The organism is Flammeovirga kamogawensis, from assembly GCF_018736065.1.
GTDB classification, from domain to species: domain Bacteria; phylum Bacteroidota; class Bacteroidia; order Cytophagales; family Flammeovirgaceae; genus Flammeovirga; species Flammeovirga kamogawensis.
In genome coordinates this window covers 274,524-290,189 of the sequence record NZ_CP076128.1, presented here as the reverse complement: position 1 = coordinate 290,189, position 15,666 = coordinate 274,524, and the positions used below count along the sequence as shown (strand labels likewise).

At 32.5% G+C, this 15,666-nt stretch carries 11 protein-coding genes; 2 read left to right on the top strand and 9 right to left on the bottom strand.

The genetic code is table 11. From position 1 onward, the window contains the following. Positions 1-27 precede the first annotated feature (27 nt). Positions 28-1,764 carry a SulP family inorganic anion transporter gene (locus KM029_RS01125; RefSeq protein WP_144074957.1) on the bottom strand — a complete coding sequence of 579 codons (1,737 nt, stop codon included), beginning with the start codon at positions 1,762-1,764 and terminating at the stop codon, positions 28-30. A gap of 571 nt (positions 1,765-2,335) precedes the next feature. Between KM029_RS01125 and KM029_RS01120 the strand changes: the two genes are divergently transcribed. After that, complete coding sequence (locus KM029_RS01120) at positions 2,336-2,614, top strand: co-chaperone GroES (protein WP_144074956.1); 279 nt, start codon at positions 2,336-2,338, stop codon at positions 2,612-2,614. Between the two features lie 66 nt (positions 2,615-2,680). Further along, positions 2,681-4,318, top strand: coding sequence for a chaperonin GroEL (gene groL, locus KM029_RS01115; RefSeq protein ID WP_144074955.1), 1,638 nt, complete (start codon positions 2,681-2,683; stop codon positions 4,316-4,318). A 62-nt stretch (positions 4,319-4,380) separates the two neighbouring features. Here groL and KM029_RS01110 read toward each other — a convergent pair whose 3' ends face one another. The 8 genes from KM029_RS01110 to KM029_RS01075 all read right to left on the bottom strand — a co-directional run bounded on the left by KM029_RS01110 (position 4,381) and on the right by KM029_RS01075 (position 15,608). Further along, positions 4,381-4,995, bottom strand: coding sequence for a histidine kinase (locus tag KM029_RS01110; RefSeq protein ID WP_144074954.1), 615 nt, complete (start codon positions 4,993-4,995; stop codon positions 4,381-4,383). 204 nt (positions 4,996-5,199) lie between these two features. Further along, a complete protein-coding gene (locus tag KM029_RS01105) occupies positions 5,200-6,264 on the bottom strand; it encodes an SMP-30/gluconolactonase/LRE family protein (RefSeq protein ID WP_144074953.1) in 1,065 nt (354 codons plus the stop codon). 130 nt (positions 6,265-6,394) lie between these two features. Next, positions 6,395-8,893 (bottom strand): TonB-dependent receptor domain-containing protein, encoded by a 2,499-nt coding sequence (locus KM029_RS01100; RefSeq protein ID WP_144074952.1) that lies wholly within the window; start codon positions 8,891-8,893, stop codon positions 6,395-6,397. Between the two features lie 117 nt (positions 8,894-9,010). Then, the gene (gene hemW / locus KM029_RS01095) at positions 9,011-10,141 is read right to left on the bottom strand and encodes a radical SAM family heme chaperone HemW (RefSeq protein ID WP_144074951.1); all 1,131 of its coding nucleotides are present in this window, start codon (positions 10,139-10,141) and stop codon (positions 9,011-9,013) included. Between the two features lie 273 nt (positions 10,142-10,414). Next, on the bottom strand, positions 10,415-12,223 hold the full coding sequence (gene yidC / locus KM029_RS01090) for a membrane protein insertase YidC (protein ID WP_144074950.1): 1,809 nt from the start codon (positions 12,221-12,223) through the stop codon (positions 10,415-10,417). Positions 12,224-12,406: 183 nt separating this feature from the next. Next, positions 12,407-14,053 carry a CTP synthase gene (locus KM029_RS01085; RefSeq protein WP_144074949.1) on the bottom strand — a complete coding sequence of 549 codons (1,647 nt, stop codon included), beginning with the start codon at positions 14,051-14,053 and terminating at the stop codon, positions 12,407-12,409. Between the two features lie 87 nt (positions 14,054-14,140). Continuing rightward, a complete protein-coding gene (locus KM029_RS01080; RefSeq protein ID WP_158631119.1) occupies positions 14,141-15,052 on the bottom strand; it encodes a DUF72 domain-containing protein in 912 nt (303 codons plus the stop codon). A gap of 70 nt (positions 15,053-15,122) precedes the next feature. Beyond that, the gene (locus KM029_RS01075) at positions 15,123-15,608 is read right to left on the bottom strand and encodes a hypothetical protein (protein ID WP_144074947.1); all 486 of its coding nucleotides are present in this window, start codon (positions 15,606-15,608) and stop codon (positions 15,123-15,125) included. Positions 15,609-15,666 lie beyond the last annotated feature (58 nt).

Sequence of the window (15,666 nt, the reverse complement as noted above, 5' to 3'; positions counted from 1 at the left end):
AATTACCCTTTAAGGTAACTAAGTATGTTATATGTTTCTTTCTTTAAATTCGTTGGATTGAATCGCACGCTCAAAGTTAATTTTTATTTCTTGATGATTTCCTTTATGATCAAAATAATCTATTGCAGACTGTACATCTAAGAAGAAATGATCTTTGCCCAAATTATTGATTAAACCTACTTTTGATAGGAAATCTCTGACAGGCCCAATCATATCAGAAAAATATGTTTTAATACCTTGCTCTTTTAATTCTAAGATTACATCTTCTAAACTTGCTAATGCTGTTGAATCTATATTTGATACACTTCCAAAATGCAAGACTAATAATTTTAGCCCCTTTCCTTTTCGTCTTGTCTCATCCATTACCCTATCATAGAAATAAGTACTATTAGCAAAATACAATTGAGCATCTTGACGGATAATTAAGATATCCTCTCGTGTTTCTACATCGGTAAAACGTTTTTTATTTCTATACTCATTACACCCTTCTAATTTTTCTAGAACAGCTATATGAGGTGTCGCTGTTCTTCGTATCAACAGTATTATTGATAAAATCATTCCTGATATAATGCCAACCTGAATACCAATAAACAAAGTAAGTAGAAAGGTAAATGCAAGCATATAAAAATCCTCTCTTTTTGTTTTCCACAATAACTTAGGATATTCAGTATCAATTAAACCATAAACTGCCACTAAAATTATAGAAGCAATTATCGTTTTAGGAAGGAATTTAAAAATAGGCATCAAAAATAATAATGCTAAACCTAAAAGTAAACCACTAATTACATTTGCTAAATTAGTTTTTGCCCCAGCTTGATTATTCACCGCAGATCTACTAAAACCTCCGGTACCATGAAACCCTCCAAATAAAGAGCTCACAATATCTCCAAATCCAAGAGCAATAAATTCTCTATTATTATCTATCTGGTATTCTCCTCTATGTTTATTTTGTAAAGCTTTACTTACAGAAATTGATTCCATATACCCAATTAATGCAATAGCTAAAGCAGATGGGAACATTCTTATAATTAATTCAAATTCTAAATTTGGCAACTTAAAAGATGGCAAACCACTAGGTATATTGCCTAAAACAGCAATACTTGGTGATAGGAAATAGACAAATGCTAACCCTGCTAATACAGCCATTAAGGATCCTGGAATTTTTGAACTTAACTTTTTTGTCAGTCGAATTAAGAATATCCCTGCAGAACCTAATAATACAGCCAACCAATTGAAATCATTGTATTGTGTTATTGTCAACCATAAATTTTCTATTGTAGATCCTCCATGATCAATCGATACACCAAATATATTTTTCAGTTGATCAATACCAATTACAAAAGCAGCAGCAGAAGTAAAACCACTAATAACTGGTTTACTCATAAAGTTGACGAGAAAACCCAAACGGATAATACCAAATAATAATTGGAGTACACCAATTAAAAAAGTTAAAGTTAATGCCGCTGATACATAATTTTCTTCTCCAGAAGAAGCTATTGATGATACAGCTGCTGCAATTAACATAGAATCAATTGCAACAGGACCTACAGATACTTGTCTTGATGTCCCTAATAAAGCATAGGTAAATTGAGGTATCATTGCTGCATACAAGCCATAAACAGCAGGCATTCCGGCAACACTAGCATAAGCAATACCTTGAGGTATAAGCATTATTCCAACGGTTAAACCCGCAGTGATATCACTACTTAAGTACTTTTTTTTATAATTGAAAAGCCAAGGTGTAATAAAACTCTTCTTTTGCATTCCTATAAGTTAATCTAATTATGCTGCAATTACATCAATTGATTTATAATTCAATGTAACAATCATCACATAAAAAAAAGACTACTCCTAAATTTTTAAGAGTAGTCAATATCAAATAATAACTAAATACAATTTCTCTACTTTTTCAATCGCAATAATAATTTCTTTTATCAGATTCTAATTTCAACTTTACAAATCTAACTACTACCCTATTTTTATCTTAACTCGTTCGATTGATAGCAAATAATTAAGGTTAAATGACTGTAAATAAGCTGCGAACTACATTTTATTATCACATAACACTACACAAACACTTATGCTTCACTGACAAAATTACAAATGCTTCTATTTTATACCGATTTACTGAGAATATACTTCTGTAAATTAATACTTTAGAAATAGCTCAAAGCATGTCACAGATGGTCATTTTTGACATTTTGTCACCTTAATTATGACAAATTGAGTTAGGATTGGAATTGGCACATTTCATGTTAAATAATCGTACGTAAGATCAAAATTGATCAAACATTTTGGTATGCAAAATTCAAAAAAATAAAAATAGATTATTAATATGTCACAAGTAAACATTAGACCACTAGCAGACAGAGTTCTAATTGAGCCAGCAGCAGCAGAAACACAAACAGCTTCAGGATTATTTATTCCAGACAATGCGAAAGAAAAACCACAAAAAGGTAAAGTAGTAGCAATTGGAACAGGAACAAAAGATGAGCCGTTAACTGTAAAAGTTGGAGACACGGTAATTTATGGTAAATATTCTGGTACTGAACTTAATGTTGATGGTACAGATTATTTAATGATGCGTGAGTCAGACATTTTAGCGATTGTCTAACCACACTTATGACTTGGATAAAGTCAAAATAAATTAAGATTAAGAAATAAAAAAATAGATATAAAAATGGCAAAAAATCTTCATTTCGATGCTGAGGCACTCGATGGTTTAAAAAAAGGTGTTGATGCTTTAGCAAACGCAGTAAAAGTTACTTTAGGACCAAAAGGTCGTAATGTTATTCTTGAAAAGTCATTTGGTTCACCTCATGTTACTAAAGATGGTGTATCTGTAGCAAAGGAAATTGAATTAGCAGATCCATTACAAAATATGGGTGCACAATTAGTAAAAGAAGTTGCTTCTAAAACTGCTGATGAAGCAGGTGATGGTACAACAACTGCTACTGTATTGACACAAGCAATCTTCACTACGGGTATTAAAAACGTAGCTGCAGGTGCAAACCCAATGGATTTAAAACGCGGTATCGACAAAGCTGTTAAAGCTATCGTTGCTGAGTTAAAATCAACTTCTAAAACTGTTGAAACAAACAAAGAAGTTGAGCAAATTGCTACTATTTCTGCTAATAACGATGCTGAAATTGGAACAATGATCGCTGAAGCGATGGAAAAAGTTGGTAAAGATGGTGTAATTACTGTTGAAGAAGCTAAAGGTACTGAAACAGAAGTAAAAACTGTTGAAGGTATGCAGTTTGATCGTGGTTACTTATCTCCATACTTTGTGACAAACACAGAGAAAATGGAAGCTGACATGGAAACTCCATTTATCTTAATTTACGATAAGAAGGTTTCTACTATGAAAGAACTTCTTCCTGTATTGGAAGCTGTTGCTCAAACGGGTAAACCTTTAGTAATTATTGCAGAAGATGTAGATTCTGAAGCTTTAGCTACTTTAGTTGTAAACAAAATCCGTGGTGCATTAAAAGTTGCAGCTGTGAAAGCTCCTGGTTTTGGTGACCGTAGAAAAGCAATGCTACAAGATATTGCTGTATTAACTGGTGGTACTGTAATCTCTGACGAGACAGGTATGAAACTAGAAGATGCAACTATTGACATGTTAGGTACTGCTGAGAAGGTAATTATCGACAAAGACAATACTGTTGTTGTTAATGGTGCTGGTTCTTCTGAAGCTGTTGCTAACCGTGTTGCTGAAATCCGTGTTCAAATGGAGAACACTACTTCAGATTATGACAAAGAAAAACTTCAAGAGCGTTTAGCGAAGTTAGCAGGTGGTGTAGCAATCATCTACATTGGTGCTGCTACAGAAACTGAAATGAAAGAGAAAAAAGACCGTGTTGATGATGCTTTATCTGCTACAAGAGCTGCAGTAGAAGAAGGCATTATTGTTGGTGGTGGTACTGCTTTATTACGTGCTTCTGCTATCTTAGGACAGGTTGAAACTGCTCATGAAGATGAAGCTATTGGTGTTCAAATCATCAAAACTGCTATCCAAGCTCCTTTAAGAACTATCTTAGAGAATGCTGGACTTGAAGCATCTGTAATTGTAAATAAAATTTTAGAAGGCGAAGGTGCTTTCGGATTTAATGCTCGTACAGAAGAATATCAAGACTTAGTTGCTGCGGGTGTTATTGACCCAACTAAAGTAACTCGTTTAGCTTTAGAGCATGCTGCTTCTGTTGCTTCTTTATTATTAACTACAGACTGTGTAGTTTCTAATGAAAAAGAAGAAGGTGCTGCTGCTGCTCCTGCTATGCCTCCAATGGGTGGTGGTATGCCAGGTATGATGTAAGAATCAAAGTTGTAAATATATAAAAGGATGTCTTTTCACTTTTGTGAGAAGACATCCTTTTTTTATACAGATACTTTTTCTTCTTTATCAGAAATTGCTTTATATAACATCCTTACAAGCCGATGTATATTGTTATCAATTTTTTCTAAATTTTCTTTCATTACATGTAGTAAATATTCTTTTTCATCTGGTTTTACGTCTATTGTTTCAAATAATTCTAATACACCTAAAGAGGTTGATAAATTCCCTCTTAAATCATGTGAGGTATAGTCTAAAGCTTTATTTAATATATGGTTCTCTTTTTCTATTCTACTGATATATTCTTGCGTCTTAGATTCATCAGAATAGACACTCACAACTAAGTCTTTTTCGAGTTTCTGTACTCTATTCTTTCTGTATAATTTTAAATGATTATTTACGGTATAGCCAGATAATGGTAATTCTTTTGTTGTTCCTGTATGATATACATCTTCCAAGAGGTCTAATAATCCAAAGTTTTTAATATTTGGAAATATTTCATCAATAAGCTTTCCATTATAATCTATACCTATTACACCATCCATTTCCTGTCCGGCTTTATTATAGTAAACAAATTCAAACTTATACTTTCCGATTCGCCGATATACAGCAATTCCTAAGGAGGAATTTTTGTAAAAATTTAATAGTTCTTTGTTCATGGGGATATTTTACGCATTTACACTTTATAGAAACAGCTTTATTGAATATACAAAATATTATTCCGTATATAATATAGTACGTAATGTTATAGACTATATTCGTAACATTATGCAATACAATATATAACTATACAAATAAAAGTAATTACTCATTTAAGAAATGGTAGTTACCTATAGAAATAATTCCCCTCGAATCAGTAAGTATTAGTTATTCGATAATATATCCATGGATAATTTATAGATTTCATATTTCCCTCTTTTACTTTCTGGTAAATAAATTTGAGAAGTTGTAAAATAAATTTCACGATCTATGTTCTTTGCAAAAGAATCTGCCCATTTCACTCTTTCATCTTTAATAAGGTGAACCATTTCATTATCAACAGTCCAAACATTAATCATATTACCTTCTAATCCACCCATCCATAAATTTCCTTTGCGATCAAATAACATCCCATCAGTTGCTGGAATAGTAGCTACTTTCTCAATCTCTTCTGACACTCCTTTTGATTGAACATCATTCTCTAAGAGAACACTAGTTTTTATTCGGTATAAAGTATGACTAGATAATGCCGTATAATATAAGTAATCATTATTAGGAGATAAGGCAATTCCATCTGATGCCACTTTATTCTCCCATCTTACTCCATCACATATTAAATGATCATTTTCTGGTTGAACGCTCTTGTCTCCATCAAGAAAGCGTTTTGCATCACCTGTTACTAAATCCAAAACAATTATACCTCCTACACCAGAATCTGTAATAAATGCTTTTTCTCTATTGATATCAATTCTAACATCATTAAAATAGGAATTGTTATGGTAAACTTCTTGAGTAAAAGAGTATGATCGAATTAATTGATCTGTACTTAAATCAAATTCATATAAAACAGGCCCTCCATTTAATACCCCGCTAAACTGAGGATTATTCGTATCTAATACATACAAACGGCTTCTACCATCACAAACAACACTCTGAACAGCAGTGAAAGATGTAACACCTCCTTCCTTATTCCACATCTCTGATGGGTATGGTACAACTTCTCCATCAATTATTTCAGCAACAGAAGTTGGCACACTATCCGACCATTTGGGGAAATTTACAAATACCCTATTCTTTTTACTTACTGCAATACCAGTCCATTGATTTGAACTAGAAGCTACAAGAGTAATTTTTTTATCATTCTGTTTACCTTTTTGCTCCTGAGTTGAACAAGAAACAACAAGTAAGAATAGTATTAGAATTGAGGTGATAGAATTGATAAGTTTCATTATTGATCAATATTTTGAATTTGAACCAAATAAGGTATTCTTAAATTTACACAGATAAACAGTTAGAATTAATAACTTCATAAAAAAACCTTGATAAATAACTTAAATCATCTATCAAGGTTTATAATAATTATTCCATCATATCCATTCCTCCACCAGAAGGTTTACCTCCACTTTTTCCTTTTTTTCTTGGCTTATTACCAGATTTACCAAATCTATAAGAAAATGTAAGATACCCTACTCTTGACTCCCAATCGTAAGTCATATCAGAATTAAAACCTATCCCTTCACTGTACACATTAAATTTATAAGTATTAAATACATCTGTAACTCTAGCTTGTAATGTTCCTTTTCCTTTAAATAATTTCTGAGAAACTGCAACATCTACACCACCCATTGGAGCAATATAACCTTGTGCTGTAGCTCTCTGTGAACTCAATCTACCAGAAACTTGTAAAGAAAGTGTTTTTGTAAGATTAGTTGATGAGGTGACCTTACCCGTCATAGCCCATGCTTGATTCGATAAATCTAAATCTCCAGATGATCCAGATATTAATAGGTTATAAACATTGGCACTACCAGAAAATTTCCACCAATCTGTCATATTGTAAGATGCTATAGCTTCTGCTCCATAACTCTGGCTGCTTTCCACATTATCCCATGTCATTACCATAACACCATCCGGTCTAGCACTTTGTACCCTTTGCATTGCATCGTGTGTATATCTATAATACAACGATCCCGTTAATGTTACTTTATCCCATCCATGTTGATAGGTTGCTTCTATGGCATCAATAAATTCAGGTTTTAAATAAGGGTTACCTTGTCTTAAAGATTGAGGGTTTGCGTAATCTGGAAAAGGATTTAACATTCTTCCTCGTGGTCTATTTACTCTTCTACTATAACCAAGTGATAACTCTCTAGCTTCTTGAAATTTATAGGCAATATGAAGCGTAGGATATAAAGCAAAATAATTATTATCTACCTTCTGCTCCTCTGTAACTGCATTATCTTCTAAATGAGATGTTGTATAAGCCTGTTCAGCTCTTAAACCACCTTGGATACCCCACTTACCAAATTCATGACGATACATTACATAAAAGGCATGAATTTGTTCTTGATAATTGAAATTATTATTCAAGGAATCATCAGGTGTCCAATTTCCATTTCCTGCTAAACTTTCAGAATAAAAATCAGATTGAATATCTCTTCCTGTAGTTTTCCAACCTGTCTCTAACGTTCCATTATCACCTATGGGTTGAACATAATCAATTTGCCCAAGGTAAATTTTACTATTTGTAGGATTTGTATTTCTCTGTTCTAAAATTGGCGATGAACCGATTGTTCCATTCACATATTGGTATTCATTGTAATTACCATCTGTAGTTCTTGTCCCATCAGAATATTGCCCAGATATATCAAGTGTTTGTTTAGGGTTCACAAATGTCTTTCTGTATCCAAAATTGTATTCTTGATTTTTATCGTCGCTTGCCGTTTTATTTATTCTATTGATTCGTTCAATTTGCGTATCATCAGGTAATAAATAATGAATATCTAAATTTTCATCTTTTGTTCTTTCACCTGTATTAAAAAGGGCAGAAAAGTAGATGTTATTATAATCATTGATATCAAAATCAAAACCAGTCTTTAACATATGTGACTGTCTATTATCTTCTCTATGAGTAAACTGCTGATTGTAATCTGTAAAATCACCTTGATCATTAAAATTATTCTGTGTTTGTGTTTTATCTGCATATCTATCCTGATAACGTCCAGAATAATTTGCAAAGACATTAACTTTACTAATTCTTGCATTTACACCAATTGAAGCATTATACTTATTATTGTTACCTACAGTTACAGATGCATTACCATTTACCCCTCCTTTTCTATCTTTCTTCAAAACGATATTTATAATACCACTTGTTCCTTCTGGATCATATTTAGCAGATGGATTAGTAATCACTTCCACTCTTTCTATTGAACTAGCAGGAATTTGATCTAAAATATCTGCATCAGATGAACTCGTTAAATTAGAAGGTTTGCCATCAATAAAAATAGTTACATTACTACTTCCTCTTAAACTTAATGTACCTTCTGAATCAACATCTATAGATGGAATATTTTTCAATGCATCAGTCATAGACCCTCCAACTGTTGTTAGATCCTGACCAATGTTAAAGGTTTTTCTATCTATTCCAATTTCCATTGCATCTCTTTCCGCGGTTACAGTAACCTCGTCAAGGCTTTTAGCCGATGGAGATAAAATTAGATTACCTAAGAATTGCTCTTTATTATCAGGTTTAATTGTAAATGGAGCCGAGTTATTTTCTTCAAAACCAATAAAAGTAACTTTGGCAAACATTTTACCTACTGGAACTTCTGTTATTTTAAACCTACCTTGAACATCTGTTGATGCACCTGTTATAAAACTAGAATCTCGCATTGAGTACAACGCAACAGTTACAAATTCTAAAGGTTGTTTTGCATCTGCATCGATCACTTTACCTGTTACTGTACCTATTTTTGGTCGTTGACCTGGAGGTCTTCCTCCTTTACCAGAAGGGCGTTGAGCCCATGTATTTAATCCGGTAACAAAAAATAAGAGAAAGATAATTACCTTTTTCATTGATGAGTATAAATTGATTAATAAATTAAGTTAGAACAAAGGAAATAGAATAATATGAATTAAATAAATCTATTCAACGAACGTATGCTATTATTCAACCAAATTAACTATTCTTGACTAGACAAATAAGTCACTTGATATTTGGTCTGCAAATAGCTTCCCTTTTTCAGAAAGAATTAAAATATCTTTATGCCAAATTATCCAGTCTTTCTGTTCCATTTCTGATAATTCCGCTTCTTTTTCTTTACGCAAATCAAATCCATAAACATCACGTAAATGGTTTAAGTTACATCCCCAGCTCGTTCTTAAAGTAGTTAATAGATATTCATTAATACCATCTTCTTTAGTAAGATTATCTATTTCACAAGGCAAAATATTTTTCTCTAATAGAGACTTTGCATATTTTGGATTATTAGATACATTATATTGTCTTGTTTGTAAGCCATCAAAAGAATGTGCTCCAGGACCGATGCCTAAGTATTGTTTTCCTTGCCAATACGCACTATTATGCTGAGAATAGTGACCTGGTTTTGCAAAATTTGAAATTTCATAATGCTCGTAACCTTCCTTTTTTAAAGTTTCTACAAGATATTCAAATTGAAGTGCTCCAAACTCATCATCTGCAGGTGTAAACTTACCTGTTTTAGTCCAATGCCCTAGAGCCGTTTTTGGTTCTACCGTCAAACAATAAGATGAGATATGAGGAACTTTTAAATCTATAGCCGTCTGTAAGTCTTTATGCCAAATTTCATGAGTATCTGCTGGAATACCATAAATCAAATCAATAGTAATGTTATCAAAGCCATTATCTTGAGCCAATTTTACACAATCTAAACTTTCCTGTGCATTATGTGCCCTATTCATTAATTTTAGATGAGGTTCATGAAATGATTGCAATCCTATACTTAGTCTATTAACTCCTAATTGCTTTAATTCTTGGAGTTTTTCTTTTGAAAGGTCATCAGGATTTGCTTCTAATGTGACCTCCACATTTCCAGAGCTAATATTATTTTGCTGGTAAACTTTATTTAACAGTAATTCTAATTCACTATAAGATAAAATTGAAGGAGTTCCACCTCCAAAATAAATTGTTTCTACAGGAGTTTTCAAATACTCTTTTTGTAATTCTAGCTCAAGCATCATTGCTTTAATTACCTCATTCTTAGTATTTAAAGAAGTGCTAAAATGAAAATCACAATAGTGACATGCCTGCTTACAGAAAGGAACATGAAGATAAATTCCACTCATTTTAATTTTTTTTGAAAAATAATTGACTTTTTTTTGTCCACTAAGATTAATAAATTGTCATTATAATGTAAACTATAAAAGACTTAAAAGAATTTTATATACACACTCTATTCATTTGACGATAATGTTGTTTAGAAACACCTATTTTTATAGGTGTTTCTTTTTTTATAAGGTTTTTTAAAATTGCAATCTAAAACACCTTATAATATACGTAAAAAGGCATCTATCCATAATGGACAAATGCCTTTTTACTATAAACATTTAAAAAGGTAATTATTTTTTACCACCTTTTTTCTTTTGCTCTAATTGATCTTTTTGCTTTGCTTTCATTGCATCATCTAAACGAGCTGCAAAGCCACCTGCTTTCTTGTTAGCATTTTTCTTTTTGTTCTCATCCATAATCTTACGAATCTTGTCTTCATTGACAAATTTCTTAGACATAATTTGTTGAACAATAGTAATACAGTTAGATACAAAGTAGTAATACGTTAAACCTGCTGCCATACTGTTAAAGAAGAACAAGAAGAATACCGGAGATAAATAAGATACGTACTTCATCTGTGGGTTCGTTTGAACTTGAGATTGGTTTTGGAAGTATGTATAACCTACCATTGATACAGCCCACAATAAAGTAAATAATGATACGTGATCACCATATGCTGGAATAGAGAATGGTAAGTTTAAAACCGAATCATATGTTGATAAATCATCCGCCCATAAGAAAGATTGTCCTCTTAATTGAAGTGCATTTGGGAAGAAATTATATAAAGCTACAAAGAATGGCATTTGTGCCAACATTGGAATACAACCACTCAATGGGTTTGCACCTACCTTACGGTAAAGACTCATCGTTTCTGACTGAATCTTCATTTGGTCTTCACCATACTTCTCTTTTAACTCATCCATTTCAGGCTTTAGCAAACGCATTTTAGCCATAGATTTGTACGAGTTAAAAGTAAGTGGATAAAGTAACGACTTCACTAAAACCACCATAATAAAGATGATTAAACCATAGTTTAAACCATATCCTTCTAAGAACTCAAAAATTGGAATGAAGATATACTTACTCAAAGGAGTAGTCCATGACCAACCTAAGTATACATTATCTTCAAAACCTTCTGCTACTTGTTCACAAACTCTATAATCGTTTGGTCCAAAGTAATATCTTAAATTTGCTGCTTCTAAAGTATTGATAGGAATTTGTAATGAGATGTCTGCTGTTTTCACAATAGATTCATCATCTTCATTATAATCAATTACTAGGTTAGCAGCATTAAATTGCTGATCTGTAATAAATGCAACATTAAAGAATTTCTGTTTAGCAGAAACCCATGTTAAAGGAGCAGAGATTGCTTCTTCCTCTTTAGAAGTCGAAGTCATTGATAAGTAATCAAAGTCTCCTTTTTTAGTAAAGTAATTTACTGTTGTTTTCTGACGAGAAGTTTTCATATCCTTCTCAACAGACTTCATATCATCTTTCCAAAGGTATGTGATAACTTGACCTTGAATAAATGGCTTTGCACCAGTAAATTTCAAGTTATAATCTACTACATAACTATTATCTTCTAAAGTATAAACTCTTCTTAATAATTCGTTCCCGTTTTTATCAGAAGCGATCATCTCTACAGTATTACCTGTAACTTGAGTTGTATAATGTAAAGCATTAAGATCGATTGCACCGTACTGAGTTGGTATCGTCTCATTTACCTTATATGAATTTTCATCTATAAGAAATAAAGGCTTCTTGTCGTATGTCTGATATGTTTTTAACAATACAGATTTAACGTTACCACCTTTAGCGTTAAGCGTTACTTTAACTTTATCGTTTTCTAAAACAACCTCTTTACTTTCGCCACCCATTAGCGTTCCGAAAACACCATATTTTTGCATTAATACAGAATCTCCTTCGATTACTGCTTTCGGTTGCGTGATTGCTGTGTTAGTAGACTGTTGTGTATTATCAACTACTTCAGTTGTAGTAGTATTTGTTGTTTCGATCGGCTCTTCTGGCTGAAAGAAAAACATATACCCGATTAGTAATGCAGATAATAACAAAAATCCTGTTGTCTGATTTTTATCCATTTTTATAATTCTTAGTATTTTTTCGATTTTACAGAATTGACCCTAAAAAGTCAGAATTCGTTAAAATGCTTGCAAATTTACATTATTTCAAGATATATATAACCAAAAAGGCAATAAAATAATGTAAAAAAGAAAGCCCTTGCTGTTCATTACGCAAGGGCTTTTTTTTATATGTTAATGTAATTACGCTGTAACTACATCTCCTTTACTATTTTTCAATTCCTTAACAGCTTTCACAAATGAAACAAATAAAGGATGAGGATTCTCTACTGTACTCTTATATTCTGGGTGGAATTGTGCACCAACATAATAAGGGTGATCGGTAATCTCTACAATTTCTACTAACCCAGAGGCAGGGTTAATACCTGTTGCAATCATACCTGCAGCTTCATATTGTTTTAGATACTCATTATTAAATTCATATCTATGTCTATGTCTTTCAGAAATTTTTGGAGTACCATAAGCAGCAATTGCTTTAGAACCTTCTTTCAACTCACAAGGATATGCACCTAAACGCATAGTACCTCCCATTTGAGATAGGTTCTTTTGATCTTCCATTAAATCAATTACTGGATAAGTAATTTCTTTATCCATTTCAGAAGAGTTTGCACCAGTAAGACCAACCATATCACGACCAAACGCAATAACAGCAGATTGCATACCTAAACAAATACCAAAGAATGGTACTTTATGTTCTCTCGCAACACTACATGTATTGATTTTACCTTCCATACCTCTTTCTCCAAAACCTGGAGCAACAAGCACACCATCAAGATCAGTAATAATACGTACAGCTTCTTCTCTATTATCTAGATCTTCTGCTTTAATGTACTCTAATTTTACTTTTACTTCGTTTACAGCACCTGCGTGAATAAATCCTTCAACGATAGATTTGTATGCATCAGGTAATTCAACATACTTACCTACAAGACCAATTCTTAATTCTCCTTGAGGGTTTTTCAACTTTTTCAAGAAAGATAACCAATTATCAAGGTTAGGATCTTGATAAGCAGGAAGACTTAATTTCATCAAAACGATTTCATCAAGTTTCTCTTTTTGCATCAATAATGGCACATCATAAATTGTAGATGCATCACAAGATTCAATTACTGCATTTAAATCTACATTACAGAACAATGCAATCTTACGACGCATTTCCATTGGGATATGGTGTTCTGTACGACATACCAGAATATTTGGCTGAACTCCTGCTTCTAATAATTGCTTTACAGAGTGTTGAGTAGGTTTAGTTTTCAATTCGCCTGCAGCTCTTAAATAAGGAACTAAAGTTAAATGAATAACCATTGACCTAGAAGCACCTAATTCTAAACGAGCCTGACGAACAGCCTCAATAAAAGGTAACGCTTCTATATCTCCTACACAACCACCGATTTCAGTAATTACGATATCGTATTCACCATTCTCAGCAACTTTGTAAAAATTTCTTTTAATTTCATCTGTAATATGAGGTACAACTTGAACAGTTTTACCTAAATAAGCACCTTCACGTTCTTTTGTAATTACATTATTATAAACTCTACCTGTAGTTACATTATTAGATTGAGATGTTGGTACATTCAGGAAACGTTCATAGTGTCCTAAATCTAAATCAGTTTCTGCCCCATCATCTGTAACATAGCATTCGCCATGCTCATACGGGTTCATTGTTCCTGGATCTATATTTAAATATGGATCGAACTTCTGAATAGTAACTGAATAGCCTCTTCCTTGTAATAGTTTACCTAAGGAAGCTGAAATAATTCCTTTGCCCAATGATGAGGTAACCCCACCTGTGACAAAAATAAATTTGGTTTGTGTACGAGAAGACATACTTCGGAGATTTCACATTTTGTTTGGGCAAATGTAAAGGAGTAATTTCCAATTAGCAAATAAACTATGTCAATGCTTGTAACTAGATCAAAAAAGTGACTGTTGTTCTAACTTTTCTCTAATAATTGGGTAGGTAAAATCAGAAATTCGATGTTTTGTAAAATCTTTACCAATATAATTTCCTAACTCAGGACAAAGAATATCTTCTGGTTGATGTCCGAAAAAATACACTTCTTGTAAACCTTGTCTTTTAAAAGAAGCAATTCTTTCTCTCCAATCATTTACTCTTTTAAAATCTGTTTCATGTAATTCATTCCCAACAAACCGCACCATTAAAACAGGAGTAGTGATCCGCATATGTAACACATCTCTTCTCCCTGCCACATCTGTAATCACCAAGGCATACCCTTTATCTGTAAGGGTTTCTGACAATGCATTTAGCATCACTTCATCAGTAAACCAAGAAGAGTGACGTAGCTCTACCCCTAACTTGTAATTTTTGGGAAATAGATCAAGAAATTGAAATAAAGTACTTGCTTCTTTTGTAGTGAAATCTGGGGGTAACTGCACCCATGAATAACCCAAATTATCTCCTAATGCTAACATCTGATCAGTAAATTCTAGAACATCGTCTTTACTATTTTTTAGTCTTTTTCTATGACTTACCGATTGTAGAAACTTTGGACTAAATCTAAAATTATCTCCAACAGTAGACCTCCATTTTATAAGAGTGCTTTCTTTTGGAATACCGTAGTGTGTAGAGTTTAGCTCAATTGTATCAAAATGTTGAGCATAGTAATGTAGAAAAGTTGGTGCTTGTGCTTTATCAGGGTATATTTTTCCTTTCCAATCGGCACAAGACCATGCTGGAGCACCCAGCCTAAATGTAAAAGAATTGACAAAATTAGGGTGATTTCTAAACATCAATTTAGAATATTGATCTTCTTCGGGAAGTGAAAAATCTACTTTTGAAATATCTTTTAGACGACCAAAATCCATACACATCCTCTTACTCTTTGATAAAAAACAAATTAGCAGTTAAAATCAAAAGCAATATACATGATTCTAATTACTTCTGTGCAAGCTTAAACTCGTCCATAGATTTATAATGGCATTTAGCAATTAAAGCATCTATTTGTAATTGTAACTTTGCATCATCTTCAGCATTTCTACATCTTAGAGCATCAACTAATAATTTCTTTATATCTGCCGAATATTTAGAAGCTAGATCTAAAAATGGCAACTCTATTAATTCTTTATAAACTGGTGTATCTCGTCTCGAAAATGATATTTGACGTGCAGATTCTAATAATGAGGCAGTGTAGACTGGATACTCTTGAAGCAATTGAGCTATATATATATAATCATCAAAGTTTACATTCCCATTTTCTACATAATATTTCAATTCAACAAGACTACCAGAGTTTACTTCACTGGTCATCATTATTTGTTGTAATTCTTCTATAGCATCTTCTTTTGATAAAGGTGTACCTTGATTTGCTAAAGAAAAGAGAGAAATACTTAAAAGTGATAGTGTTAAAAGGAGTTTTTTCATAATTAAAAACGAAACTGTTAAATTCTAAACCAAAAGTAAATAATTTAACAAAATGATA